This window comes from Desulfosarcina sp. (genome assembly GCF_041551955.1).
In the GTDB taxonomy this organism is placed as follows: Bacteria; Desulfobacterota; Desulfobacteria; order Desulfobacterales; family Desulfosarcinaceae; genus Desulfosarcina.
In genome coordinates, this window is the sequence record NZ_JBFELV010000030.1 from 1 (window position 1) to 24,342 (window position 24,342).

A 24,342-nucleotide genomic window follows, 5' to 3' on the forward strand; every position below is an offset into this window, starting at 1 on the left:
CCTGACAGGCCCACTTGGGCGCCAGTCAAAGCTCCCGTTAAAATTGCCCTCACCTGGTTTTGGCCACCGCCGTTGATGGCATGTAGCACAGCGGATTCAAAATTATTATGAAAACGTGCGGATAAATAGTAAGCCGCCGGAAGCATGTGATAGATAGCGCAGGGCATCCCGTACACCAATGAAACTTTCCAGGCAGGCTCTATCCGAATTTCCGGATCAACGGCTGCTGAAGCCATGTAGGAGGGTGAAAGCAATGCATCCGGGGAGGCGAAACGGCCTGCTCTGGGCGGATCAGGGTCACCCGCCTGCGGCGGCTTCAGATCGTCCCTGGTTACGGCGTGGAACGGCAGCGCCCCGCTTTTCACGAGGCGCATCAGTTTTCCCGACAGATCTGCGTCCAGGTAATGGCCTTGCACCAGGAGACCGAGAACCGCACCGAATGCGACGGTCATGGACACCACCGTGTCATCGGTCTGGGTCAACAGGGTATTGGTCGTGATGGCTGCGGCGAGTTGGCCGGGCTCCAGTGCATAGCGGACCGCAATGGCCAGGGTGCGCTCGATCGCCTCGGTCGTATCGGCATGGCCTCCGGTCTGCCCCCAGGCCAGGCCTTGTTGTACGCGGCGGCGCCAGGCTTCCCGAATGGATTGGCTGGTGTATCGCCCCGGTCCGCTTACCGGTGTGCCGTCAAGAAGGGGAAATAGTTCCTCGTCCATACGGCGGCAAAAGTCAGCTTCATCATAGACTCCCTGAGAAATCAATGAATTCACCATGAGCCTCAGGATGAACCCAGATTGGGAGAGTTGTCCAGCCTTCATGCCATCATGGTAGCGACCTGGTTTCGGATCGGTATACCGGTCAATCCAATCTCCATAGTCCCGGCGAAGTTCTTCCAGACTATAGTACCAATGTGGCCCCAGGCCCATTGCATCCCCTATCCAGGCACCCAATAGGGCGCCTTCCGCTCTGTCTTGGACAGACTTTTTAGACATAATCAACCTCCCAAAACTGTGAATTAACTTTTTTGCCAGATGGGCACACGATCAGGTATGCTTATTTAAACGGGACCATGGATGATAGAATAGCCCTGGTCACATTGGTGTCGCCCATAGTAATGGAACCCTTGAAGGCATTGCGCAGAGCAAAAGCGCCGTCACCCAGTAACACCTGCGCTACCGATGCCGCTAGTAAGAAAGCCGGGTATTCCCAGCCGCCGCCTTGATTAGAAAACAACCAGCCTGCCGAACCATGGACGAAAACAATAGTGCCGGCCAGTATGGGGATGGCTGCCGCTGCTGCCCATCGAGTATAGAAACCGGCTACCAACAGGACACCGGCAAACAGTTCTACAAAAAAGGTGACATAGGCAACAAAGCCGGGCAAACCCAGCGATTCGAAAAAGCCAGCTGTTCCGGTGAGGGTGAAGATGAAAAATTTCAAACCGGCATGTGCAAGAAGCATGATACCAAGCGATAGTCGAAGAGTCAAAGCCGCATATTGTGCCATTTTTGCATCAGTCATGATATTTTTCCTTTTTTTGGATTTTTGCGTGCCAGCGGATCGACAAATCATGATCTGCTGCCTTGACTAAGAATATTATTTCTGTTTTATGCAAATCAATTGTCACGATTTGCAAAAGGATATTGCAAAAATGCACAACCAAACCGACTGGAACGATTTTCACTATTTTCTTACCGTGGCCTTGCAGGGAAGCTTGAATTCAGGCGCAAAGAAATTGGGCGTCAATCACTCGACCGTATTTCGCCGGATCAATTCTTTGGAAGAGAAGATGGGAGTTCGTCTGTTTAAACGGTTGAAGACAGGATACGTGCTAACCGAAGCAGGTGAAGAGGTGCTTGAGTCTGCCCAGAGAATAGAAGAGCATGTTTATGCCATTCAACGAAAATTGGTGGGAAAAGATATCCGATTACGTGGAATTCTGAAGATCTCTACCACGGATACGTTGGGATATTATTGGCTCCCGCCCTATGTCCGTCGGTTCAAAGCGCAATATCCCGATATAGTTTTAGATATTAATATCCGTACCCGCTATACGAATCTTACCAAACGTGAAGCAGACATTGTCATTCCAGCTGTTAACAAGCAGCCGGATTACATGGTAGGAAGAAAATTGACCCCTTTGCGCGTCAACCTCTACGCTTCTGCCGATTATATAAAGCAGTATGGAAAACCTGAGCAACGGACGGAATTTAAAGATCATCAGTTTCTCTTACCCAATGAGGAGTTGGCAGGTTTGCCCGCAAATAGATGGCTGCGAAAATTTGTGCCAAATAGCTCCATCTCGGCAGTCAGTGATAAACTATCTGGTCTATATAAACTTGCCCAACAAGGTATGGGTATCACGCCTTTACCCCACTACGTTGGAGATTCTGATGATACCATGCTTAAAGTGATGGATCTGCCAAAGTCCTGCCACCATGATGTTTGGATATTAACCCATCCTGACCTTCGCCAAACCGCTCGCGTAAAGGCATTCATGCGGTTTATGTATCATGAAACAAAAGCTGAGGAACCGGTCGGCTAATACTCGTCAATAATCTTGAGTGCTGTCGAAGAAGTCTAACATTTATTCCACCAATAATAGATTTGGCTATCGCACGATATAGGGCCTGGCGAAAACGACAGCTTTCTTGCCATGATCCAACTATATGTAATTTTGTTAAAATTTACAGATTCGGAGTGGCTATGCCACGCAGATGAAATCCATTTAAAACTGTTTAGCTTTACGCTTCGTGAGTAAATATCAAGAACGGTCTTTTGTGCGCAGGCGACCGGTGCCGAGGCAGGTTGTTGAAAACCACACGTTCATAGAAAAGATTTTTAATGAACATTGTGTTTCTTGAATCTGTTGCGTAAAAGGTCGAAGCGCCATCTCTTTGGCGATCGCCTCAGGCGTCAGACACGATCGGGGGAAACGGTCAAAAATGGTGTCGACGGCTATAGTAGGCAACCCAACCGCGCTTTGAGTTCTTCAAACCTTTTTGCGATGCCCCCCACAACATCTTCGACCACTTCACCGGCGCCTTTAACGTCGTTGATCAGCCCGGCAACCTGGCCGCAGCATATTTCCGAGTTATCCGCCTTGCCAAGGTGTTGAGAATGATACTGAGAGTGGTCGTTGAGAAAAGTAGACAGTTCGCTGTTGCTTGCGCCGGCTTTTTTCAATCCTAAATACTGCTTGGTGAAATCGTTGATTAGATCTCTGGCAAGCATGTAGTCCTTGGGTACGGAAATGGTGCAGACATCCCGCGTGTTTACAATGGCCGCCTTGACTCGCGGGTGGCTTTCGGACTCATGCGTAACCATAAACCGGGTGCCCATGTAGATACCATCCGCACCCAGAGCCATGATGGCAAGAACACTTCGCGCATCGCCGATACCCCCACCGGCAATCACAGGCACATCCACGGCATCTGCAACCATGGGGGTCAAGGTGAGGGTGGTCAGCTCCGTGAAGCCCTTATGGCCGCCGGCTTCAAAGCCCTCACAGACGACCGCATCCACACCGGCGCGTTCCGCCTTTTGACCGTGCCTGGCGGTGGAAATGGCATGCAGCACTTTAACGCCGGCGGCCTTGAGCACATCAGTATAAATGTCGGGGCGGCCAACCGAAACGATTGCCACCGGCACCGCTTCTTCGATAACGACATCGACGATTTTTTTTGAGTACGTCATGTCTTCCCCAACACCGACGACGATATTGACGGCAAAAGGGGCTTGAGAGAGACGGCGCACTTTTTTTATCTGAGCGCGCATCCTCTCTCCGGTCAACTCAACGTCCGAAGTGATATTTTCAGCACCGGCATTGGGCCCAAGGGTTCCAAGTCCACCTGCATTTGATACGGCAGCGACGAGGTCGGCCCCGCTGACCCAATTCATGGGTGCTTGAATGATCGGGTACTTAATTCCCAGCAGTTTACATAGGCGGTTGTGGCCCATCTTTTCCCTCCGATAGTATAATGGAAAAAAACATGGCGCGGCCTATTCACCGGAGGGTGTAGACGAAGCCGCTCGCTTCATCCGATCCAATTGATACAAGGTGGCCCCCACCGGTGCAAAACTCAGAAAGACCAGGTTCAGCACAGGGATGAGAAAGGGCAATCCGAAGCCCAGATGGAAGAGCGGTGATTTTCCCAAGGCCTTGAATCGTTGACCAAAAGGCTCGAGGTTGCGGGCGGGAATGAGGTCGGTGTTGTCCCAGGCCAGAAAGATGGCCGCCACCATGGGACCGATGGCAGTCAGCACCGGCCCCAGCGGCGTAAACCAGGCAAGGACCATAATGATCAGCGTCAGCAAAACCGGGATGATGTTGCGGGGCAGTTCCTGGCGAACCAGAAATCCCATCTGATTCACGATCGACACATGGGGTGGCGCCGTCGTCTTGCCGGTAACCAGGCGTTCGGTAATGCGGGACATCAGATCCATGATAAACACGGCAAACAGCACCTGAGCCAGCAGATAGGCAGCCACCGCCGATATGCCCATCAACATCAGCGAGAGCAACCAGGAGGCCACGTGCCAGGCCCAGACGATCCACGGGCTTTCGGGCTGCTGCCACAACAGTGCCAGGATGTCAGCGTGCTTGGTCAGGATCAGCCCGGAGACGGCCACCGTCAATATAGCCACCACAGCAAATCGCAGAAAACCCAGCAGCAACAGCCGGGGTGTTCGGATGCCCAGCCACAGCCCCTTGAAATTGTATAAAATTCCAGAAAACAGGTTCATCTTGCCTCCTGACGCCAGGCTGTTTTTCTGAACCTTCAAGAAACCCGAATGTCAGGTCACACCTTCGGCGCAGCCTGACCGACAGGATAGGAAAATACAATCATCAATTTTCAGACCATTTCCAAACTACACGTCTCAAATCTCAAATAGATGATTGAAATATCTTTTGGTAAAAATCATGAGGTTTGGGTTTTTGAATTTCAGATATTGTGATTTATTTGTCATTTGGTTTTTGGGTATTGAGATTTGCTGTTTACCGTTTTATGCAGCCGTCATCCCTGCTGAAAAGCCACCACCCGTGACGCGTGGGTCAAAAAAACCGCCTTTTGCAGTTCGGGGAGCATCTCCTTCAGCACCTCGAGGGTGACCGGGTGGGGATGGGCAATGCCGATGGCGTAGCCCTGGCGCTTAGCTCGTTTTATTAGCAATTTCAGCTGTTGTTTCACAAAGCCGCGGGTCTGCTCGTGGTCGATGAACACATCCCGCTCGGCAAAGGGCAAGTGGAGCAGTTCTGCCGACAGCCGGCACAGGGTGTCCGCCGATGTGCGGCTATCCACAAAAAAGAGGCCCCGCTTTTTCAGGATGGTAAAGATCTGGCGCATTTTCTCGGATGATGCCGTCAGCTTGGAACCCATGTGGTTGTTCACGCCCTTGACATTGGGAACTCGGTCGAGGTTCGCATTGAGCTGGGCGATGAGTTCGTCGGGCTTCATGGAGGACAACAGCGCGCCAGGCCCGGGGTTGACGCTGGGGTAGTCGCCTGGCTCCATGGGCAGATGAAGCATGATCTCTACCTCTTTTTTCAGGGCCTGGTCGATGATGCTGTGGTTAAAGGTGCCCTCGGGAAGCACGGAGAAGGTAAGCGGCACATCCAGATCCAGAAAACCCTCGGCCATTTTTCGATCGTAGCCGATGTCATCGATGATGATGGCTACGGGAATGCCGTTGGTTATCGGTTTGGTCCGGGTGATGGGATGCGGCGGCACCACCGCCTCACGGTGGAACGCTTCGTAATCAGGGACGCTGTGATGCACCGGACCTGGGTCGGGCCGGGTGATGGGTATCGGCCTGGACGTTGAGGCCACCTGCGGCGCGGGCCGCATGAGAAGCCGATTGGCCAGCAGCCCGGCCGTGACCACGAGGCAGACCAGCAACGTCACCCCGGCAACGATCTTCATCAACTGAAGGGTGGGGTTGAGGCCTTTTTTTTTCTTTTTTTTCCGGACCCTGGGTTTTGCGGAACCTTTCTTAGCCATTTTTCAGGTCTTTGAAGATATCGTAGCTGATCAAAATGTCCAGCGCGCGCAAAACCTGGTTATCGGAAAAGAGCGCGTCCCGATCCAAGGGGCTGTGTTTGGACTTAAATCGCTTCAGCGCCGGGGTTTCCGGCGGAGCCGGTTTTTGGGTCGTATCCGGTTCAGCCCGAGGCGCTTCAAATTCGTCATCCGGATCGGCATCTAAATGATTTTTCAGGTCTTTCTCCTTGAGCATCCGTTCACCGCTGGTGTCGGTGTCGGAGAGGATGCGGTGCTTGACCTCCACATCGGGCTCCACCCCTTTGGCCTGAATGGAACGGCCCGAGGGGGTGTAGTAGCGGGCGATGGTGAATTTAAGGCCGTAGCCGTCCCGCAGGGTCTCCACAGTCTGCACGGACCCCTTGCCGAAGGAAGTGGTCCCTAAAATCAGTGCCCGCTTGTGGTCCTGGAGCGCACCGGCCACGATCTCGGAGGCGCTGGCGCTTCCGCCGTTAATCAGAACAACAATGGGATAGGTTCGCTTTACATCGTCGGCATGCGCCCGAAACACCTTGGTGTTTTGTCCTTCGCGGCCCTTGATGCTTAGGATTTCACCCTCATTCAGAAATAGATCGGACACCTCGATGGCCTGGTTGAGAATACCCCCGGGGTTGTCCCGCAAGTCTAAAACCAGGCCCTTCATGGGGGTCTCACCCGTTTCCATCGCCTGCAGGGCCTCGATCAGGTCGCCGGTTGTGTTTTCCCTGAAATTGGTGATCCAGATGTATCCGTACCCGGGTTCGAGCAGCTCTGCCTTGACGCTGTAGATGGGAATCACGTCGCGCACCAGGCTGAAATCCAGCGGTTCGGGCGCGCCTTGCCGGAGGACGGTGATCACAACGCTGGTGCCTTTGGGCCCACGCATGCGCTTAACCGCATCCCGCAGGTCCTCACTGGGTGTTCCGTCAACCTTGATAATCTTGTCCCCCGCCTTGATACCGGCCCGGTAGGCCGGCGTGCCCTCGATGGGAGAGATGACGGTCACCAGGTTATTGCGCATGGTTACATGGATGCCGATGCCGGTGAACTCGCCATGGGTGTCAATCTGAAGCTCCTTCAAGGCATCGGGAGGAAGCAGGGAAGAGTGGGGGTCCAGGCTCCGAACCATGCCCTGAATGGCCGCTTCGATCATTTTCTGGGTTTCGACCTCATCCACGTAATTTCGCTGGATGAGCTCGATAACGTCGGAAAAAAGCTTCAAGCCCTTGTACGTCTCTTCACTATTGGCGGACAAATCCCGATAAAAGCCGTGACCCAGTATCAACACGGCTGACACGAGCACCATTGCCACCCACATTTTCAGGTGACGGGTTTTTCTGGCTGTCATTCGAATCTCCTCTAGCCTTTCTTGATCCAACCCAATGGATTCATCGGTTTTCCGTGGTGGCGTATCTCAAAATGCAGTCCGACGCCGGTCATCGAGCCGGTATCGCCCACGGTGGCAATCACTTCGCCGGCTTCGACCGGATCTCCCTTTGACTTGAACTGCTCCTCCAGATGGGCATACACGCTGTAGTAGTGGTCGCCGTGATCGATGATGAGCATATTGCCAAAGCCTTTGAACCAGGAAGAAAACAGTGTCTGACCGCTGTATACGGCCCGGATCGGTTCACCCCTGTCTGCTTTGATGTTAATACCGCTTTGAAAGTGGCTCACCTTTAATTTGTTGTCTTTGTAATGGCCGAAAAAAGAAACTATTTTACCTTTCACTGGCATCATAAGCAAGCCCTTAAGCGCCGCAAAGGGTTTTTCCGCAACCATGGCCTGCCGTGGGCCCGCAGCAAGCGGTTCGGTGTTGAAGGATTCAACCGTTTGGTCCAGGGCTCGCGCCGATGTCTTTAGGGACTCGATAACGGCCAACTGAAGCGATTTTTTTTCCCGGATCTCTGCGAGCAGATCCTCCCGCCGGGCCTGTTCGGTGTTCATGGTGTCGATGCGATTGCTCAGGTCTGCCGTCGTCGTCTGCTTGTCATTTTTTCTTGCAACCAGCTTCGCCATCAACGCCTGCATCTCTGACTTGTCCCGGGACATCTGGGTCAGCACGGCCTCATCATGGGCCAGGATCTGCTCCATGGCGCGTTTGCTGGAAAAGAAATCGAACATGGTATCCGCCGAGGCCAGGATGTGGAATTTACCCAGCCAACTGAGCTTGTATAGGGCTGCCAGTCGACCGGCCACATACTTCTCGTTTAGGTCGGCTCGATGTTCGATCTCCCGGTATTGCGCTTCGAGCTCCCGAATGCGCAACTCCACGGCCTTAAGCTCCGAAGAGAGACGGGCCACCTTTTTCCGGGCACCGTCCAGGGCTCTTTCGGTATCGTCCAGGTCGTTGATGATGGCGGTCTCCGCTTTCGAAAAAGAGTCCACCTGTTGCCTTGACGCCTCCAGTTCCCGATTGAGGTTGTCGGTCGCGCTGTTCGCCGAACGTGGGGGCGTCGCATCCCCTGCCGGCACCACACCAGGTTCGTCGATGCGAAGATAGCTCTCCCGGTTCATGATAAACCCGGTCTGATCCTCGAAAAGAATCCGGACCCACTCGCCTTCGTATGAAAGCACCAGCACCCGGGCTCCTCTGCGCAAGGTGGTAATGGGCGGGTTGTGGCTTCCGGGTCCGGAGCGCATGTTGAGCTCCGATACCAGGATCGTCGCCGGTTTGGGGTCCCCGGCACCTAAAAGCGGCTGCACGAAAAGACCGAAGATCAGCACAGGCAACCAAAACAGCCAAATCGTTTCGGGACGGAAAAGGATCTTGGTACGAGGCATGTTTTTCTTTTCCGAACGATCATTCATTCTTTCACGAATTGTTTAAGGGAAAAAAAGCATCCCAACAGGCCCGTCAGCATGCCTGCGCCGAGAATGGCGGCACACGTGCCCATGGAAAAAAAACGAATGGCAACCATTTCCGCAGACAAGGTCTGTTCAAACTGGGACCCAATGGCGGAGAAGGCGGAAAAGAGCATCCCAAGGCCGATCAGGCCTCCTGACAGTCCCTGAATAAGGCCTTCTAAATAGAAGGGAAACCTGATGAAGTTATCCGTGGCACCCACCAGACGCATGATGTGGATCTCTTCCCGCCGGGAGTAGAGTACCAGGCGGATGGTGTTGGCTGAAATAAAGACCGTGGCCATGAAGAACATGGCGCCCATGCCGTAGCCGACCAGCTTGAACAAATTGAAAAAGTTGGCAAATCTGTCGATCCATTGCTGGCCGTACTCCACTTCGGATACCGATGGCAGGCCTTCGATGCGTTGGGCCAGAAATTCAATTTTTTCCGGCGAGTTGGATTCGGTGACCAGGGTCACTTCAAAGGCGTCGGGCAACGGGTTCTCACGCAGGTTGTCCAGCAACGACGTCTGCCGCTGCATCCGCGCCTTCATCAAATCAAGGGCATCTTCCTTAGATATGAAGCGTACGCTTTGGATGCCGGCAATCGTCTGAAGCCGGTATCGGGTGTCCAGGCGCTGGGCCTCGGAGGTATCCGGTGCCAGATAAACCATAATCCGGACGCCCTTTTTCCACGCGTCGAACATATCCTGCGCATTAAGGAAAAAGAGGCCGAAGGCGCTGACGATCAGAACGGACAAGGCGATGGTGATGATGGTCACCACATTGAGAAACCGGTTCTCCAGAATGTCTTTGACGGCGCGTCGGGTGTAGAAGATCATCGGTTGGTCTCTGCAAGTGTAAACGCTCGGTTCATGTTCAGATATCCGGAGGCATATCCAGCCGTCCCTGTCGTATCTGCAGCACCCGGCCGATAGCATTTTCGATAAGGGCTTTATCATGGGTAGCCACCACGACCGTTGCCCCGCGGTTATAGAACATGTGGAGCAGCCCAAAAATAGTGGCTGCCGATTCATCATCGAGGCTGCCGGTCGGCTCATCGGCCAGGATGATCTTGGGGTCGCCGGCCACGGCCCGGGCAACGGCGACCCGCTGCTGCTCACCGCCGGATAGGCTGGGCGGGTAGGCGGCCATACGGTCTTCCATGCCCACCACGCGAAGCACGCTTTTCACCTTCTTTTCGATGAGGCTGCGCTTCATGCCCCGGACCTCCAGCACCAGGGCCACGTTCTCGTAGACGGTTCGGGTGGGGATGAGCTTGTAATCCTGAAAAATGACACCGAATTTTCGCCGGAGCATGGAGACTCGGCGACGCGGAATCCGGGAGAGATTCATGCCGTCCACCAGGATCTGCCCTTCCGAGACCGGCTCAGCCAGGTAGAGGAGCTTGAGCAGCGTGGATTTCCCCGCCCCGCTGGGTCCGCTGATGAATAAAAATTCGTTCTTGGCGATATCCAGGGTGGCGTCCACCAGCGCCTGCTTGGCGCCGTAGCGCTTGTGGACGTGAAACATCCGGATGACGGCGCTATTTTCAACCATGCTGGTCATTGGGCCTCGGCAATGTCGATGCTGGGTTTTCCCATGGCCCGATCGAGGGCCGCCGCCGCGATTTGAAAATCGTACAGGGCATTGTAGTATCGGGTCATGGTTTCGGACAGCTGGGTCCGGGCATCGAGGACATCCGTGGAGGTGGCCATCTGCTCTTTGAACAGCGCTTCACTGATACGAAACCCCTCCCTGGCCTGTTCGATGGCGGATTGTACCGTGACGATGTTCTTCTCGAACTCATCCGCTTTAAGCCAGGCCTGCTTTACCTCCCGCTGTATCTTGTCCTGCAGGTCGGTGCGGTTGAGACGCGCTTCGGTCAGTCTGCTTTTCTTTTCCGCAACGCCGTAGCCGGTCTTTCCCCACTGCCAGAAATCCCAGCGGGCCTGGGCCTGAACGTCCCAAAAGCTGCTGTCGGAAATACCTTCGCCACCGTCCACCTGCCAGTCGGTGCCCAGTTTGTAGTAATTGCCTTGAACCTGGACGGTCGGATAATAATCCTTTTTGGCCAGGCTGACCTCCTTCTCGCGGATCTGTATTTCCAGGCCGGCCACGGCGACTTCCACGCGATCCTTTTCCGCCGTTTCCAGGCACTCGGCAAGAGATCTGGACAATGGTGCATAGTCCAGGATATCGGCTGGTGTCACCGATGTGCCGATGGGTTGGCGCAACAGCAGGTTGAAGTCGGCCCGGGAAATCTCCAGATTGTTTTGGGCCGCCACGAGGTCCTGGCGGGCATTGGCCAGTTCGACTTTGGTTTTCAGCAGGTCGTTGAGCGGTGTCATCCCCACCTCGTGATAGTTGGCGGCCACTTCCGTCTGGGCCTCCAGCATGGTGACGGCTTCTTCGGCCACCACATTGAGCTTCTGGGCCTTGAGTAGCAGAAAATATACCCGCTTGGCCTCGAAGACGATGTCCCGACGCACCAGCGCCTCGTTGAGACGGGCTGCGTCCAGTCCCATCTCAGCCAGTTGGTGCTGATTCGTCAGGGCGAAGCCGGTAAACAGGGGCTGGGTGACACTGGTCACGAAAGCGTATTGCTCCTCTGGCTGCACAACCCCCAAGGTGGGAATGACGCTGAAGCGGGGTTCGTCATTGCGGGTGTAGTTGTACTCGGCGCTGAAGGTAGGCAGAAACTCCGTGCGCCGGGATTTGAGCACGGCATCGGCGGCACGGGTCCGCTGGCTGGAAATGCGCGCGGAAAGGTTGGCCTGGAGAGCCAGGGCCACCGTCCTGTCCAGGTCCATGTCGGGCGACGCCGCCGTCTCATCGCCACCGGCCGGCATCGCTGCGGTCAGCCACATGCAAAAGAAGGCCATAGATGCGAAAAGACATCGATAACGGGTCGATGAAAACGGTATTATGGCTGATCTCCCCTCGGGGTTTGGCATTGACCGGCAACCTCGCAGCCGTTATGAACCGCTACTAAGCTCAAGGAGTGCTGTTTCCAGTTTTCCTTGCCGAAGCCTCCACTGAATCCCAATGACGGGCTTCTTCCAGTTCGGTGGGGGCTTTTTTATACGAAAAATCCCTTAAAATCAAGTATTTCTTATAAATCCGGCCGTCTGAAAGGCGTCCCATGAAAAATGAACTGATTCACCTGCTGTGTCAAAAATCCTTCAAGTACAGCCCAACGCCCGCATTCAAGCTGGTGTCGGGCCGCATGAGCCGGTTTTATGTCAACTGCAAACCCACCACCATGAGCCCCCGCGGCATGTTTCTCACCGGCCATTTAATGTTGGCGGCCATTCAGGACAGCGGGGCTTCGGCCGTTGGCGGCCTCACCTTCGGCGCCGACCCCATCGCCATGGCCACCGCTTTTGCCTCCGAGCTCAAGGGCCAACCGGTGAATGCCTTTTCCATCCGCAAAAGCCAGAAGGACCACGGCATTGTCAAATGGGTGGAAGGGGACATCCTGCCCGGTGAAAAAGTCGTCGTGATCGATGATGTGGCCACCACCGGCGGTTCCACCATCAAATCCATCGAGCGCGCCCGCAGCGAAGGACTGGCGGTGGTTCGCACGGTGATCCTGGTGGACCGGCAGGAGGGGGGTATGGACAACATCCGATCCCATGTGCCCCACGCAACCGCCATCATCACCCGTGATGAACTGGTCGCCTGCTGGAAACAGATGGCGAAGGCCCAAAAAGCGGACTGACGGTCCGCGCTTGATTTAAAGGCCACAGGATGCGTGGCCTTCGGCGGCCATCCCAAGGGCATCGATCATTACGGCGTGCGTACATAAAAAAGGGGAACGACGGTGTCAATTTTCCATTCGTTCCCCTGCTTCGTTGTGGATGGGCACTTACTGCGGGAAATAGGTCGCACAGGCGTCTTCAGATTCCCAGGTGGTCACGCGGCTGACGGCCATACCCGGCTCCTTGATCATCTCCTGAAGGCTGGTGGCAATGTAATAGGCGAGGTTTTCCGAGGACGGGGCGGCGGTTTTAAAGTAGGGCAGTTCATTTAAAAATTTGTGGTCCAGACGGCCCATGATCTCTTTCACATAGCCTTTTAAAATACCGAAATCGACCAGAACGCCCGCGTCGTTAAGTCGATCACCCTTTAGGTATACCTCCACCTTCCAGTTGTGTCCGTGGAGGTTTTCGCATTTTTTTGCCACCATGGTCAGCTGGTGGGCGGCAGCGAAATGGCTGACAATTTTTAATTCGAACATGATCTATCCGCTCCTGTGGATCTTGCCGGATCGATGCCGGTGTTTCAGTTGGCCACCCTGGATGGGCCGCTTTTTAGAATAGTTTTCAATTTGCTGGTGAACTTGCGCTCTTCAAGCGAGGCAAACTCTTTGAGCAGTGCCACCTGTTTTTTACTTAGATTGGTGGGGGTCTTCACGCTCACCTGAACCACTTGATCGCCGCGGTGGCCGTTCCTAAGGGAGGGAATTCCTTCGCCCCGCAGCCGGAAGATGTCCCCGGGCTGGGTGCCTTTGGGGATCATCAGTTCGCTCTCCCCGTTGAGCGTGGGGATGGTGATGGTATCACCCAGGGTCGCCTGAACAAAGGAGATCGGAATCTGGCACACCACGTTGGTGTCATCCCGCTTGAAGAAATCATGGCCTTCCGCGTGAATGAAAACGTACAGATCGCCGTGCGGTCCACCATAGACGCCGGCTTCGCCTTCACCGGTGAGGCGAAGCCGTGAACCGTTGTCCACGCCGGCAGGGATTCTGACGGAGACTTTTTTACGAGCCAGCACCTTGCCATGGCCGCGGCAGGTCTTACACGGATTGGAGATGACCTGTCCCTGACCCCGGCAGTGGCCGCAGGTGGTACGGACGGTGAAAAACCCTTGGCTGCGGCCCACCTGGCCGCTGCCTCCGCATTGGGAACAGGTCTCCACACCGGTCCCAGGTTCAGCCCCGCTTCCCTCACAGGCGGTGCACGCTTCCGCCTTTTCCACATCGATCTCTTTTTCCGTACCGAAGACCGCTTCCATGAAGGTGAGCTGCATGTCGTATCGAAGGTCAGCGCCCCTGTTGGCCCGGCTCCTGGATCGGCGGCCGCCGCCAAAACCGAAGAAATCTTCGAAGATATCTCCAAAACTGGAAAAGATGTCTTCAAAGCCACCGAAACCGGAGAACCCCGACCCCTCCAGTCCCTGGTGGCCATACTGGTCGTAAATCTGGCGCTTGTTGGCATCCCGGAGAACCTCGTAAGCCTCGGCGGCCTCCTTGAACTTTTCTTCGGCTTTTTGGTCTCCGGGGTTTCTGTCGGGGTGAAATTGAAGGGCCAGCTTCCGGTAGGCCTTTTTCAAATCCGCATCGCCGGCGTTTCGATCGACGCCGAGCACCTCATAATAGTCTCGTTTAGCTGCCATGGATTGTCCTGGAACGTTACCCCTTCGTGTTGTCACGGGCGGTGTGATGTGTTAATTTTTCGTCGTTTAAATGTTGCATAAGATTAATGCAAGATGAAAGGATGTCAATGGAAAGTCGGGAGCTTCCCTTCGTTCGGGAGATGTTCGACAGCATCGCCCCGCGCTATGACCTGCTCAACCGCCTGCTCAGCCTCCGCCAGGATGTCGTCTGGCGAAAAAAAATGGTGTCGGTCATGGCCATTCCCTCAAACGGGCGGGTGTTGGACGTGGCCTGCGGCACCGGTGACGTCGCCCTTGAGATCTCCAGGCAGAAGGGGCCGCAGGTGAAGGTGACCGGCCTCGATTTTTCACCGGGAATGCTTCGCCTGGCCCGGAAGAAGATTCGCCGGAATCAAAACACGGCCATCTCCCTGATGGCCGGCGACGCCCTGGCGCTGCCTTTTGGCCAGGCATCCTTTCACGCCGTGACCGTCGCCTTCGGCATCCGCAACATCCAGGATAAGGTCGGCGCCCTAAGGGCTTTCTATGAGAGCCTCATGCCTGGCGGGATGTTGCTGGTGCTGGAACTGGCCACGCCGAAAAAAACCCGCCTGCGCGACGCCTATCTGGCTTACTTTCAGAAGGTGCTCCCCACCATCGGCAGGCTCTTTTCCAAGCACCGCTTCGCCTATTCCTACCTGCCCGAGTCGGTTTCCCGGTTCCCGGCGATCGATGTTTTTATGACCATCATGGAGCAAGCGGGCTTTTCCCATGTCACCTGTCGTCGCATGACGCTGGGAATCGCCAACCTGTTTGTAGGGGTCAAACCTTGACAGCTGTTGAAAAAAAAGAGGGTTCTGAATGACGGTACCGCGGGTTAATCCGCTTGCTGTTTGTCACACATGCGTCGCTTGCATCTGAAAAAAGTTGTCCCACAGAAAATCCAGCCGTTTACCGGCCTCCGTCAATGAGACGGCCCTCCATACCGGTTGACCGGTATCAGCGGTCCCGGCGATTTCGCATAGCTTCAGCCGCTTGAGTTTTCCCAACGCATCTTCGATTTCGAAATCAATGGGGGTGTCATAAGTCGTTTTAAACCAGTCTTCAATGGCATCGTCCAGTGCGGAAGCGGTCAATCCGCCTTTGGATTCAGCCAGGAAAACATATCCCAGCAGGGCCTCCTTAAACTCTTCTTCCTCCGCATCGGCGATGATGTGGTAAAAAACGCCGGCGTTGTTGTCCAGGTTCTTGAAATAGAGGTTGTCCCCCAGGGTTTTCATAAATTTGATTTTGCGGTTCTTATAGCTGTTCCACTGTTTGAAAAGAAACGCCCCAATCGCGGCAATGGCCGTCACCCCGCCCACCATGCCGGATATTTCCACGGGGCCCAGCGACGGGATCTCACCGCTACCGACGATAACGGAGCGGGACATCAGCCATAGGATGCTCGCCATGGCAACCAGGCCCGCACTGGCCTTTAAAATTACCGTGATACCGCCACCGACGGCAAAGCCGCCCATGAGCAGCTTGTCCTTGAGCTTCATACGAACCTGTGCGTTGGGAAACAGCATCTCCAGATCCCCTTTGGGTATGTTCTTGAAGAGCTTTACAATCATGGTTCCCGGGTCAAAATTCAGATCCTTTCGCTTGAGCGCCTTAAAATAGGGTTCATCCTTGTATTTGATGATCAGCGCCACTCTGTCGTAGACGGTGATGTCGATGGTTTCTTCTTTGAACAACCATTTTTTGCGCCTGATCCGATGGGATTGGGCCCCCCGTCTAAAAACCAATTGATTCTCAAAATCATCGAAATCAACCAACAAGTTGATCTTGAAGAGCGATTCCCGGTTCATGGCGTATGTCAGATCGGTCGCGGTGATTTGTTGATAGTTGGCCTGATTCAACACGTCTTTAAATGCGTGCATGAGCCGGTCTTCATGGACTTTGCGCGCTTCGTGGGAAAAGCGGCGGACGCTCACCGTGTCGTTGTCAGGGTTAAACGGGTGGTAGTTTTCCTTGAGGGTCTCTGTTTTCGCATGAAATTCAAAATGGAAGAGACTATCAAGGATGCTGCTGAAGCGAAGAAAGGCATCTCGGTCGTTGGGTGTGACCATTTTGCTGTTGGCTAAACCATCTACGAGGTCCGCTTTGCGGATGGGAATGAATCGTTCTCTAACCGATGGGACGACCACCATCACTCCTCCCAATCAAAGGTGCGCTGAACCGCCTTTTTCCAACTCCGAACACCGGCCTGGCGCACATGGTCATCCATATGCGGCTGCCAGGTCTTGTCCACCGACCAGTATTGTTTCAGATCCTCCATGGAGGCCCAGTATCCCACGGCCAAGCCCGCTGCATAGGCGGCGCCCAGCGCCGTGGTCTCGGTGATGGCGGGCCGGATCACCGGCACGTTGAGCAGGTCGGACTGAAACTGCATGAGCAGTTCGTTGGCGACCATCCCCCCATCGACCTTCAGGCTGTTGAGTTCAACGCCTGAATCCTTTTTCATGGCCTCTACAATGTCCAACGTCTGGTAGGCGTTGGCCTCCAGCGCGGCGCGGGCGATGTGGCCCTTGTTGACATAACGGGTGAGGCCGACAATGACGCCGCGCGCGTCAGCGCGCCAGTAGGGGGCGAACAGGCCGGAAAAGGCCGGAACGATATACGTGCCGCCGTTGTCGTCCACCGTTCGGGCCAGCGTTTCCACCTCCGGCGCCGAGGCGATCAGCCCCAGGTTGTCCCGCAGCCACTGAACCAGGGCGCCCGCCATGGCTACCGACCCTTCCAAGCAATACACCGGCTTTTCCCCACTGATCTGGTATCCCACGGTCGTCAACAGGCCATGGGCGGACTGGACCGGCTCGGTGCCCGTATTGAGCAACATGAAACAGCCGGTGCCATATGTATTTTTCGCCTCGCCGACCCCAAAGCAGGTCTGGCCCACCAGGGCAGCCTGTTGGTCTCCCAGGGCGCCGCACACCGGCACCGTCGCCCCCAAGGGGCCCTCCTTCAGGGTATGGCCCCAGGTGTTCTTGTCGATGGAAGGCACGATTCGCGGCATCATCTGCCGGGGAATCCCCATGATCTTGAGGATTTCATCATCCCAGGCCAGGGTTTCCAGGTCCATGAGCAGCGTCCGCGAGGCATTGGTCACATCGGTGACGTGGGCGCCGCCAGCCGAACCGCCGGTAAGCTGCCAGATAATCCAAGTTTCGATGGTGCCGAAAATCGCCTGGCCCCTTTCCGCCGCCGCCCGTGCCTCGGGAACGTTGTCCAGAACCCATTTGACCTTGGGTCCTGAGAAGTAGGTGGCGATGGGCAGCCCGGTCTTTTTGCGGAAGCGGTCCTGACCGCCCTCTTTGGCCAGGGCGCTGCAGATTTCATCGGTACGGGTGCACTGCCAGACAATGGCATTGTGATAGGGCTGGCCGGTTTTTTTGTCCCAGACCACCGCGGTTTCGCGCTGGTTGGTAATGCCGATGGCGGCGATATCCTTGCCGGTGATCCCGGCTTTTCCCATAGCCCCTTTGATCACCCGGCGGCTGTTGTCCCAGATTTCCAATGGGTCATGCTCAACCCAGCCCGGCTTGGGAAAGATCTGTTCGTGCTCCATCTGATCCAGGCTGACAATCTGACCTTGATGGTCGAAAAGGATGAACCGGTTGCTGGTGGTGCCCAAATCCAATGCGCCGATATAGCTGGCCATATGTTGCTCCTTTCCTCGAATAAGGACTTTTAACCGACTTCAGCTTCAACTGTCGACGAGATCATTGACCATGGCCGCGATAGCCCCGTAGGCCGTAGCCACGGCAAGACCGGTACCGCTTTTGGTTCGGATCCAGTCCTGATGAGCCAGAATGGAACCGGCGGCGTACAGATTCTCATAAACCACATGCCCATCCGGATTCAAGGGCCGAAACCGGTCGTCCACCTCGATTCCGGCAAGGTTGATGGCATGGCCCTTTGGATCCAGAAACTGCTGCCGGTGCCAGCAGCTGCGGTTTTCCGGTTGGCAGACGGGCAGATCCATGAGCGCTTCACGGATTCCCTGGCGTTCAGCCACCAATCCTTTTCCCAGAAACCGGCCGGTGGCCAGCAGCACGTGTTCCGCCACCACCGTTGTCTCGGGTTCGGTTCTTCCCAACTCGAGGACAAATCGACCGTTTGCCAGACGGTGAATGGAATGCACGGTATGATGATAAAAGGATTTCACGCCAAGAGGGGGAAGATGGCTTTCAAAAGTCTCTTTAAGCCGAATGCCGGAAATGGCCGGCGGCATGGTGGGGATCTCGAAAACCGGTCTCCCGAGCATCTGATTGAGATCATGGTGAACACCCTTGCTGTCGTGGATCCCAAGAATGGCGGGCAGCCCCACAAATTTGGCCTGGCCCAGATGGGGACGAATGGCCTCGGCCAGGTCCCGGCGAGCGGCCTCAACCTCAAGCCCCCGGGCGATGTGCTCGGCATATTTGGGTCCCAGGCGGTTTTGCCAGGGCAGCTCGATGGGCGCGGCCCTCAGATCCGGCCATGAGGGTTTCAGGGTGCTGACGATCTGGCTCGCACTGAAGCCACGCAGCCCCTTTATTTCAACGATTAGACAGGGTGCTTTTTCTTCCAGCGCCTGCACGCCGGACCACATGGTTTCAGGCACTCGGAAGGTGCGTTTGATCGTGCCAACCGAGGTGATCAATCGAGCATTTTGGTCTGGATATCCAGCGTATGGATGACCGGCATGGCCCAAAAAATCAGTCACGCCATCCATGGCCGAACGGATTTGGCTGGTGGAGACAAGGCAAAAGGGGTGTTGGGGATAGGTTTGTTTGAGCTGTTTCAATCCCTGCCAGGGATTGTCGATCAGTTCCCGTGTGTTGCCGTGGGCCACGCCGTATAGGTCGAACAGGCCGCTGGCATAAAGGGTCTCGCCGGTGAGCCCGGCCTGCACGGTGGATATGCCGCGCCGGGCGGCGAACAGGGCCGCCGCCATGCCGGCCATACCCGCCCCGATGACCATCAGCCGGCATGCTATCGGTTCTTTCTTCGCAACTTCCATGTTTTACAATCTTTTTGCTGGATTACCGTCACAGTTGAACCGGTAGTTCCTGATAAACTTGTTTTTTCGTGAATGCCCTTCAAAAAAGGGTAGCTTGGGGTTCAGATCAAGGCCGCAGCGATTTGGAAACCACAGGCGTAGCAGCGCTACGGCGAGGATTTCCCAATCGAGAGAACGCCGCTCTGGGCCGCAAGTTGGGTTTTTTTTAGGACATTAGGCGGTTTCGCTGACATCGAGACCCAAGAGTCCGCAGTGAAGCGCCTCCTGAAGCTCGGCCTGAGAGACGGCCGGTCCCCACAACAGCGGCTGCATCCCGCGCCAGCGTTCGTTGAGAAAATCTTTCAGTTCGCCGACCCCCTCGCCGGCTTCGAGCATCCCTTCATTGTACATATGGGCGGTCATTCGAAGACTGCAGAACGACCCCTGACACGGCCCCTTGCCCACCCGGCTGCGCTGTCCCAACTCCCTCAAGCCTGGACGATGGCCGTTGTTCGTCAGGGATGCCGCGATCTCGTTGAACACACGGGTCGAAACCATTTCACACTCGCACAGCAACAGATCCGAAGCGTCATTCTTTTTGAACCACATTTTCGGGGTCAGACCGGGTTCTGTGTACTGGGCTTCACTGGAAGCAGGCAATGGTTCCACACAGGTCCGACAGGGGTTGTTGTTTCCCAGCCGCCGACAGACCAGATCGGCGGTCTTTTCCGCCATGAGCCGGAAGGTGGTCAGCTTGCCGCCCGTGATGGTGATAAAATTCTTCAGCCCATCCGATTCATGATCCAGCAGCGAAAAGCCGCGGCTCACGGCCCGGTCATCGGAGCCGTTGCCGGACCGCACGAGGGGTCGAACACCGGCATAGGCGCGGATGAAACGGGTGTCCGCCAGTTTGGGCACCATGGCCATGCCGTCGTCGATCATGGCATCGATCTCGGCTGTTGTGGGACGGCATTGGTCCGGCGCATCGATCCGCCTAGCGGTGGTGCCGAAAATGGAAACCGTTCCTCCCGGCATCAGGATGTCCGCATCCGCCGGCTTGCGCAAGCGGTTGAGCACCCGTTCGCCCAACCGCATCTGGCTGATAATCAGGCTGCCCTGGGAATACACCATATTGATCCGGGCACCAGCCATGGCGGCCACCTCACCGGCCCAAGCCCCGGTGGCATTCACGATCTGATCGGCATGTACACGGACCTCGTGGCCCTGGCGGCGGTCCATCAGCCGCACCGCCTCAATACGGCCATTGCGCTGGTCAAACCCCACCACTTTGTGATGCAGCAGCAACGCGGTTCCCAATGCTCCGGCCTGGGCCAGGTTGTCCAGGGACAGCTTAAAGGGGTCGATGGAGGCATCTTCCACCGCAAAGGCGGCAATCGTGTTCGCTGAAAGCGACGGTTCCATTTCCAGGGCGTCTTTTGGATCAACAGAAACCGCATCAATGCCGCATCGATGGCATCGATCAGCAAAACCGGCGATGTATCTATCGTCATCTCCCTTGACGGCAACGAAGAGACCGCCGGTGTCTTCAACACACTGGGGTGCCAGTCGCTTGAGGATCGCCCCCTCGTTTCGGCACTCCCTGGCCGAGGAGGGATCCGATTCTATATACCGGGCACCGCTGTGCAGCAGGCCGTGGTTTCCGCCGGAGGCACCCGAATTGATGTCCTGCTTCTCAACCAGGATGCAACGGATGCCGCGAAGGGCCAGATCTCGGGCCAGCCCGGTGCCGGTAGCACCACCACCGATGATCAACACCTGCGTTTCCAATTGTGGGTCCATTTTAATCCTGCATCTGCGGTCCAGGCTGAGCTGAGTCCTGAACGCGTCGACAACATGTTTCACTTGTGAAAAACCCGCGCGAATGGTAAGCTATCGAACGTGTTTTGATCCTTTTTTCCGGGAAATAAATAAAAAATACCATACAAGATCGTACTTGTCACCAATAATTGTTCGTTTTAAATCAGACCTAACCAAACTCTTTCTAAAACGAAAAAGCACAACAACCCCCTATCGGAAATCGCTTAACATGACAGGTAAAAGAGCGCTGGCCGGCGCACCACCCAAAACAATGACCACCGGGAAAATGGCCCCGGTTCAGAAGCGGCACGAAAAGATAAAAAAAATGGTTCAGTCCCAAGGGTTTGTAACCATTGAAGCCCTTGCCCAGACCTTTTCAGTGACACCGCAGACCATCCGCCGGGACATCAACACCCTCAGTGAAAAAGGCAAGTTGTGCCGCTATCATGGCGGTGCCGCCATTCCGACCTCAACCGAAAACGTGGCCTACAACGAACGAAAGGTCCTCTGCTTCCGAGAAAAACAGAAAATTGCCCACCTGCTTGCCCAGCACATTCCGGACAACGTCTCCCTGTTTATCAACATCGGCACCACCACCGAAGCCATTGCCCACGCCCTGTGCAACCACAAGCGGCTGCGGGTGATCACCAACAACCTGAATGTGGCTTCCATTATGAGTTCAAACGAAAATTTTGAAGTCATCGTCGCCGGCGGGCTGGTTCGGCACCGCGATCAAGGCATTATTGGCGAAGCCACCATCGATTTCATCAGCCAGTTCAAAGTGGACTATGGTATCATCGGCATCAGCGGCATCGATTTGGACGGCACGCTGCTGGACTTCGACTATCGTGAGGTAAGGGCCGCCCGTGCCATCATCGACAATTCGCGCAAGATATACCTGGCGACCGACCACACCAAATTCGGCCGCAACGCCATGGTTCGGCTTGGAAACATTGCCGAGATCGATTGCCTTTTCACGGACCGTCGGCCGCCTTCCGGGCTGGCAGAAATCATCGCCGCATCGGAAGTCGAATTGCACGTCGCCTGACGAGGCAGTCCTGGGCCGCCTGCCATTGGCAACTGGATTCATCAACCGGATCGAACATTCCGTGTGGCAAGCCGCGGGGAATGCGCTTGCCGTCGCCGTTCACCGGCGAGCATAGCTTTTCACTTACGAACGTGGTTTTTCCACCTATTTGCGTATAGGCACGATGAATCTTCACTTGCGAAAATAATGACAGGATGCTAATTTAATCGTGGTTGCTCCTCTTCTATCTCTCATATCCGAACCATAGCACAATATCTGCAGAATCGGAGTCCGTACGATGGGCCTGAAGATCCAGAATGTCAGCAAAGTGGTGGATGGAGAAACCCATCTCCGACAGATAGACCTTGCGTTTGAAAATGGATCCCGCAACGTGCTGCTGGGCCGGACCCTTTCCGGCAAAACATCCCTGCTTCGAATCATGGCCGGCTTAGACCGGCCCACCCATGGAAAAATTAGCATCGACGGCCAGGACGTGACCGGTGTTTCCGTCAGGAAAAGAAGCATCGCCATGGTCTACCAGCAATTCATCAACTACCCCTCCTTGTCCGTCTTTGACAACATCGCCTCCCCCCTGAAGATCAGCGGCATACCTAAAAAAGAACTGGAACGGCGGGTACGCGAGACCGCGGAAATACTGCACCTGGAGGACATGCTGGACCGCCTTCCCGCCGAGCTCTCCGGCGGCCAGCAGCAGCGCACGGCCATCGCCCGGGCCCTGGTCAAAGATGCCCAGTTGCTGCTGTTGGACGAGCCGCTGGTCAACCTTGACTACAAACTTCGGGAAGAACTTCGGGTGGAGCTTCAGGAGATTTTCCGCAAGCGATCCGCCATTGTGGTGTATACCACCACCGAGCCTTCCGAAGCCCTGATGCTGGGCGGCAATGTCGTCATCCTCGACGAAGGCCGGGTGCTGCAGACCGGCGCCACCGCCACTGCGTATCAGCGGCCCGAAACCTTGAGAGCCGCAGAAGTGTTCAGCGACCCGCCCATCAATGCACTCGAAAGTGCGGTAAATGACGGAAGGGCTATTATGGGAGACAACATTCCGGTCCCCTTAACCGGGCACCTTGCCGATCTTGCCGACGGATCATACCGATTTGCCTTCCGGTCCAACAACCTGTGGCTCTCCAACCAGACGGACGGAGACCTCGCCATAACGGGCACGGTGGAACTGGCCGAAATCAACGGATCGGAAACCTTTATTTACGTCCATCATGGTAAAAGCGCTTTCGTGGTGCAACAGGAAGGCGTGCACCCCTTTGCCATGGGAAACCAGATAACGGTTTTCATCAACCCCAAACACCTTTTTGTATACGGTACCGCCGGTCAACTGGTGGCCGCTCCTCCGGCTACCGGGCCTACCGCATAGCGATAGCCTGGAGAACGTAATGGCGCGCATAGAATTCGATCAAATCGCCCACTCATATTATCCGAATCCAACAGCGGCATCGGACTATGCCTTAAAGGAAATCAATACCCTGTGGGAAGACGGCGGCGCCTATGCCTTGCTTGGGCCTTCCGGCTGCGGGAAGACCACGTTGCTCAACGTGATCTCCGGGCTGCTCAAACCCAGCAAGGGCCGGGTGCTTTACGACGGCATCGACGTGACCGGCCTTCCCCCGGAAAAACGCAACATCGCCCAGGTATTCCAGTTTCCGGTGCTTTACGACACCATGACCGTTTTCGACAATCTGGCCTTTCCGCTGAAAAATCGGGGCTTCAACATAGCGGACACCACCCGGCGGGTACACGAGGTGGCCGAGATCCTCGATTTGACCCCGGACCTGAAGAAAAAAGCCGCGGGCCTGAGCGCCGACGCCAAACAAAAAATATCCCTGGGCCGCGGCCTGGTGCGAAGCGATGTGGCCACCGTGCTTTTCGATGAACCCCTCACCGTCATCGACCCCCATTTGAAATGGCATCTACGCCGCAAGCTCAAGGAGATCCACGAACAGCTCAAGCTTACGATGATCTATGTCACCCACGACCAGGTGGAAGCCTTGACCTTCGCGGATCAGGTGATCCTTATGTACGAAGGTGAAATCGTCCAGGTTGGCACACCGGAGGAGCTTGTCGAAAATCCCCGGCACAAGTTCGTCGGCTATTTTATCGGAAGCCCCGGCATGAATTTTCTACCCTGCACCCTTGAGGGGCAAAATGCGCGGGTCGACGGGGTGACTATCGCCCTGGATCCCGAAACG

The 24,342-nt window shown here is 55.5% G+C and carries 22 protein-coding genes; 6 read left to right on the forward strand and 16 right to left on the reverse strand.

Features of this window, described 5'->3' with window-relative positions; genetic code table 11:
- Together ABYV26_RS04165 and ABYV26_RS04170 are read right to left on the reverse strand one after the other, a co-directional pair.
- On the reverse strand, positions 1–992 hold a 992-nt coding region (locus ABYV26_RS04165), incomplete at its 3' end, for an ADP-ribosylglycohydrolase family protein (RefSeq protein WP_372678444.1).
- A 61-nt stretch (positions 993–1,053) separates the two neighbouring features.
- Entirely contained in the window at positions 1,054–1,521 is a 468-nt protein-coding gene (locus ABYV26_RS04170) for a DoxX family protein (protein WP_372678446.1), read from the reverse strand.
- 130 nt (positions 1,522–1,651) lie between these two features.
- On the opposite strand from ABYV26_RS04170, the gene ABYV26_RS04175 reads away from it, so the two are divergent.
- Positions 1,652–2,545: a LysR family transcriptional regulator gene (locus ABYV26_RS04175; RefSeq protein WP_372678448.1), complete on the forward strand. Its 894-nt coding sequence runs from the start codon at positions 1,652–1,654 to the stop codon at positions 2,543–2,545.
- A 413-nt stretch (positions 2,546–2,958) separates the two neighbouring features.
- On the opposite strand, the gene ABYV26_RS04180 is transcribed toward ABYV26_RS04175, so the two are convergent.
- The 8 genes from ABYV26_RS04180 to ABYV26_RS04215 form a co-directional block, all read right to left on the reverse strand.
- On the reverse strand, positions 2,959–3,960 hold the full coding sequence (locus tag ABYV26_RS04180; protein ID WP_372678450.1) for an NAD(P)H-dependent flavin oxidoreductase: 1,002 nt from the start codon (positions 3,958–3,960) through the stop codon (positions 2,959–2,961).
- A 42-nt stretch (positions 3,961–4,002) separates the two neighbouring features.
- The gene (locus tag ABYV26_RS04185; RefSeq protein WP_372678451.1) at positions 4,003–4,746 is read right to left on the reverse strand and encodes an EI24 domain-containing protein; all 744 of its coding nucleotides are present in this window, start codon (positions 4,744–4,746) and stop codon (positions 4,003–4,005) included.
- A gap of 272 nt (positions 4,747–5,018) precedes the next feature.
- The gene (locus ABYV26_RS04190; protein WP_372678453.1) at positions 5,019–6,002 is read right to left on the reverse strand and encodes a divergent polysaccharide deacetylase family protein; all 984 of its coding nucleotides are present in this window, start codon (positions 6,000–6,002) and stop codon (positions 5,019–5,021) included.
- On the reverse strand, positions 5,995–7,368 hold the full coding sequence (locus ABYV26_RS04195) for a S41 family peptidase (RefSeq protein WP_372678455.1): 1,374 nt from the start codon (positions 7,366–7,368) through the stop codon (positions 5,995–5,997). The genes ABYV26_RS04190 and ABYV26_RS04195 overlap by 8 nt, the downstream gene beginning before the upstream one ends.
- A gap of 11 nt (positions 7,369–7,379) precedes the next feature.
- Positions 7,380–8,804, reverse strand: coding sequence for a peptidoglycan DD-metalloendopeptidase family protein (locus tag ABYV26_RS04200; protein ID WP_372678457.1), 1,425 nt, complete (start codon positions 8,802–8,804; stop codon positions 7,380–7,382).
- A gap of 23 nt (positions 8,805–8,827) precedes the next feature.
- Positions 8,828–9,706, reverse strand: a complete 879-nt coding sequence (gene ftsX / locus ABYV26_RS04205) for a permease-like cell division protein FtsX (RefSeq protein ID WP_372678459.1) — start codon at positions 9,704–9,706, stop codon at positions 8,828–8,830.
- Positions 9,707–9,743: 37 nt separating this feature from the next.
- A complete protein-coding gene (ftsE, locus tag ABYV26_RS04210; protein WP_372678461.1) occupies positions 9,744–10,433 on the reverse strand; it encodes a cell division ATP-binding protein FtsE in 690 nt (229 codons plus the stop codon).
- Positions 10,430–11,734, reverse strand: a complete 1,305-nt coding sequence (locus tag ABYV26_RS04215) for a TolC family protein (protein ID WP_372678463.1) — start codon at positions 11,732–11,734, stop codon at positions 10,430–10,432. The genes ftsE and ABYV26_RS04215 overlap by 4 nt, the downstream gene beginning before the upstream one ends.
- A 275-nt stretch (positions 11,735–12,009) precedes the next feature.
- Here ABYV26_RS04215 and pyrE point away from each other — a divergent pair, with 275 nt between their 5' ends.
- Positions 12,010–12,588 carry an orotate phosphoribosyltransferase gene (gene pyrE, locus ABYV26_RS04220; RefSeq protein ID WP_372678465.1) on the forward strand — a complete coding sequence of 193 codons (579 nt, stop codon included), beginning with the start codon at positions 12,010–12,012 and terminating at the stop codon, positions 12,586–12,588.
- A 147-nt stretch (positions 12,589–12,735) separates the two neighbouring features.
- On the opposite strand, the gene queD is transcribed toward pyrE, so the two are convergent.
- Both queD and dnaJ read right to left on the reverse strand, forming a co-directional pair.
- Positions 12,736–13,107 (reverse strand): 6-carboxytetrahydropterin synthase QueD, encoded by a 372-nt coding sequence (gene queD, locus ABYV26_RS04225; protein WP_372678467.1) that lies wholly within the window; start codon positions 13,105–13,107, stop codon positions 12,736–12,738.
- Positions 13,108–13,151: 44 nt separating this feature from the next.
- Positions 13,152–14,267, reverse strand: a complete 1,116-nt coding sequence (gene dnaJ, locus ABYV26_RS04230; RefSeq protein ID WP_372678469.1) for a molecular chaperone DnaJ — start codon at positions 14,265–14,267, stop codon at positions 13,152–13,154.
- A 101-nt stretch (positions 14,268–14,368) separates the two neighbouring features.
- Between dnaJ and ubiE the strand changes: the two genes are divergently transcribed.
- Complete coding sequence (gene ubiE / locus ABYV26_RS04235) at positions 14,369–15,079, forward strand: bifunctional demethylmenaquinone methyltransferase/2-methoxy-6-polyprenyl-1,4-benzoquinol methylase UbiE (RefSeq protein WP_372678471.1); 711 nt, start codon at positions 14,369–14,371, stop codon at positions 15,077–15,079.
- A gap of 63 nt (positions 15,080–15,142) precedes the next feature.
- On the opposite strand, the gene ABYV26_RS04240 is transcribed toward ubiE, so the two are convergent.
- From ABYV26_RS04240 to glpA, 4 genes are all read right to left on the reverse strand, one after another.
- A complete protein-coding gene (locus ABYV26_RS04240; RefSeq protein WP_372678473.1) occupies positions 15,143–16,441 on the reverse strand; it encodes a TMEM143 family protein in 1,299 nt (432 codons plus the stop codon).
- Entirely contained in the window at positions 16,441–17,952 is a 1,512-nt protein-coding gene (glpK, locus tag ABYV26_RS04245) for a glycerol kinase GlpK (RefSeq protein WP_372678475.1), read from the reverse strand. Before glpK ends, ABYV26_RS04240 begins: the two co-directional genes overlap by 1 nt.
- A 45-nt stretch (positions 17,953–17,997) precedes the next feature.
- Entirely contained in the window at positions 17,998–19,296 is a 1,299-nt protein-coding gene (gene glpB, locus ABYV26_RS04250; RefSeq protein WP_372678477.1) for a glycerol-3-phosphate dehydrogenase subunit GlpB, read from the reverse strand.
- 213 nt (positions 19,297–19,509) lie between these two features.
- Positions 19,510–21,075 (reverse strand): anaerobic glycerol-3-phosphate dehydrogenase subunit GlpA, encoded by a 1,566-nt coding sequence (glpA, locus tag ABYV26_RS04255; RefSeq protein WP_372678479.1) that lies wholly within the window; start codon positions 21,073–21,075, stop codon positions 19,510–19,512.
- 304 nt (positions 21,076–21,379) lie between these two features.
- Here glpA and ABYV26_RS04260 point away from each other — a divergent pair, with 304 nt between their 5' ends.
- From ABYV26_RS04260 to ABYV26_RS04270, 3 genes are all read left to right on the forward strand, one after another.
- Positions 21,380–22,141, forward strand: a complete 762-nt coding sequence (locus tag ABYV26_RS04260; RefSeq protein ID WP_372678484.1) for a DeoR/GlpR family transcriptional regulator — start codon at positions 21,380–21,382, stop codon at positions 22,139–22,141.
- Positions 22,142–22,418: 277 nt separating this feature from the next.
- Positions 22,419–23,510 (forward strand): ABC transporter ATP-binding protein, encoded by a 1,092-nt coding sequence (locus tag ABYV26_RS04265; protein ID WP_372678480.1) that lies wholly within the window; start codon positions 22,419–22,421, stop codon positions 23,508–23,510.
- A 19-nt stretch (positions 23,511–23,529) separates the two neighbouring features.
- On the forward strand, positions 23,530–24,342 hold an 813-nt coding region (locus ABYV26_RS04270; RefSeq protein ID WP_372678482.1), incomplete at its 3' end, for an ABC transporter ATP-binding protein.

Coding starts and splice junctions, on each gene's coding strand:
- ABYV26_RS04170 (WP_372678446.1), bottom strand. CDS start 1,521: ATGACTGATGCAAAAATGGCACAATATGCGGCTTTGACTCTTCGACTA.
- ABYV26_RS04175 (WP_372678448.1), top strand. CDS start 1,652: ATGCACAACCAAACCGACTGGAACGATTTTCACTATTTTCTTACCGTG.
- ABYV26_RS04180 (WP_372678450.1), bottom strand. CDS start 3,960: ATGGGCCACAACCGCCTATGTAAACTGCTGGGAATTAAGTACCCGATC.
- ABYV26_RS04185 (WP_372678451.1), bottom strand. CDS start 4,746: ATGAACCTGTTTTCTGGAATTTTATACAATTTCAAGGGGCTGTGGCTG.
- ABYV26_RS04190 (WP_372678453.1), bottom strand. CDS start 6,002: ATGGCTAAGAAAGGTTCCGCAAAACCCAGGGTCCGGAAAAAAAAGAAA.
- ABYV26_RS04195 (WP_372678455.1), bottom strand. CDS start 7,368: ATGACAGCCAGAAAAACCCGTCACCTGAAAATGTGGGTGGCAATGGTG.
- ABYV26_RS04200 (WP_372678457.1), bottom strand. CDS start 8,804: ATGCCTCGTACCAAGATCCTTTTCCGTCCCGAAACGATTTGGCTGTTT.
- ftsX (WP_372678459.1), bottom strand. CDS start 9,706: ATGATCTTCTACACCCGACGCGCCGTCAAAGACATTCTGGAGAACCGG.
- ftsE (WP_372678461.1), bottom strand. CDS start 10,433: ATGACCAGCATGGTTGAAAATAGCGCCGTCATCCGGATGTTTCACGTC.
- ABYV26_RS04215 (WP_372678463.1), bottom strand. CDS start 11,734: ATGTGGCTGACCGCAGCGATGCCGGCCGGTGGCGATGAGACGGCGGCG.
- pyrE (WP_372678465.1), top strand. CDS start 12,010: ATGAAAAATGAACTGATTCACCTGCTGTGTCAAAAATCCTTCAAGTAC.
- queD (WP_372678467.1), bottom strand. CDS start 13,107: ATGTTCGAATTAAAAATTGTCAGCCATTTCGCTGCCGCCCACCAGCTG.
- dnaJ (WP_372678469.1), bottom strand. CDS start 14,267: ATGGCAGCTAAACGAGACTATTATGAGGTGCTCGGCGTCGATCGAAAC.
- ubiE (WP_372678471.1), top strand. CDS start 14,369: ATGTCAATGGAAAGTCGGGAGCTTCCCTTCGTTCGGGAGATGTTCGAC.
- ABYV26_RS04240 (WP_372678473.1), bottom strand. CDS start 16,441: ATGGTGGTCGTCCCATCGGTTAGAGAACGATTCATTCCCATCCGCAAA.
- glpK (WP_372678475.1), bottom strand. CDS start 17,952: ATGGCCAGCTATATCGGCGCATTGGATTTGGGCACCACCAGCAACCGG.
- glpB (WP_372678477.1), bottom strand. CDS start 19,296: ATGGAAGTTGCGAAGAAAGAACCGATAGCATGCCGGCTGATGGTCATC.
- glpA (WP_372678479.1), bottom strand. CDS start 21,075: ATGGACCCACAATTGGAAACGCAGGTGTTGATCATCGGTGGTGGTGCT.
- ABYV26_RS04260 (WP_372678484.1), top strand. CDS start 21,380: ATGGCCCCGGTTCAGAAGCGGCACGAAAAGATAAAAAAAATGGTTCAG.
- ABYV26_RS04265 (WP_372678480.1), top strand. CDS start 22,419: ATGGGCCTGAAGATCCAGAATGTCAGCAAAGTGGTGGATGGAGAAACC.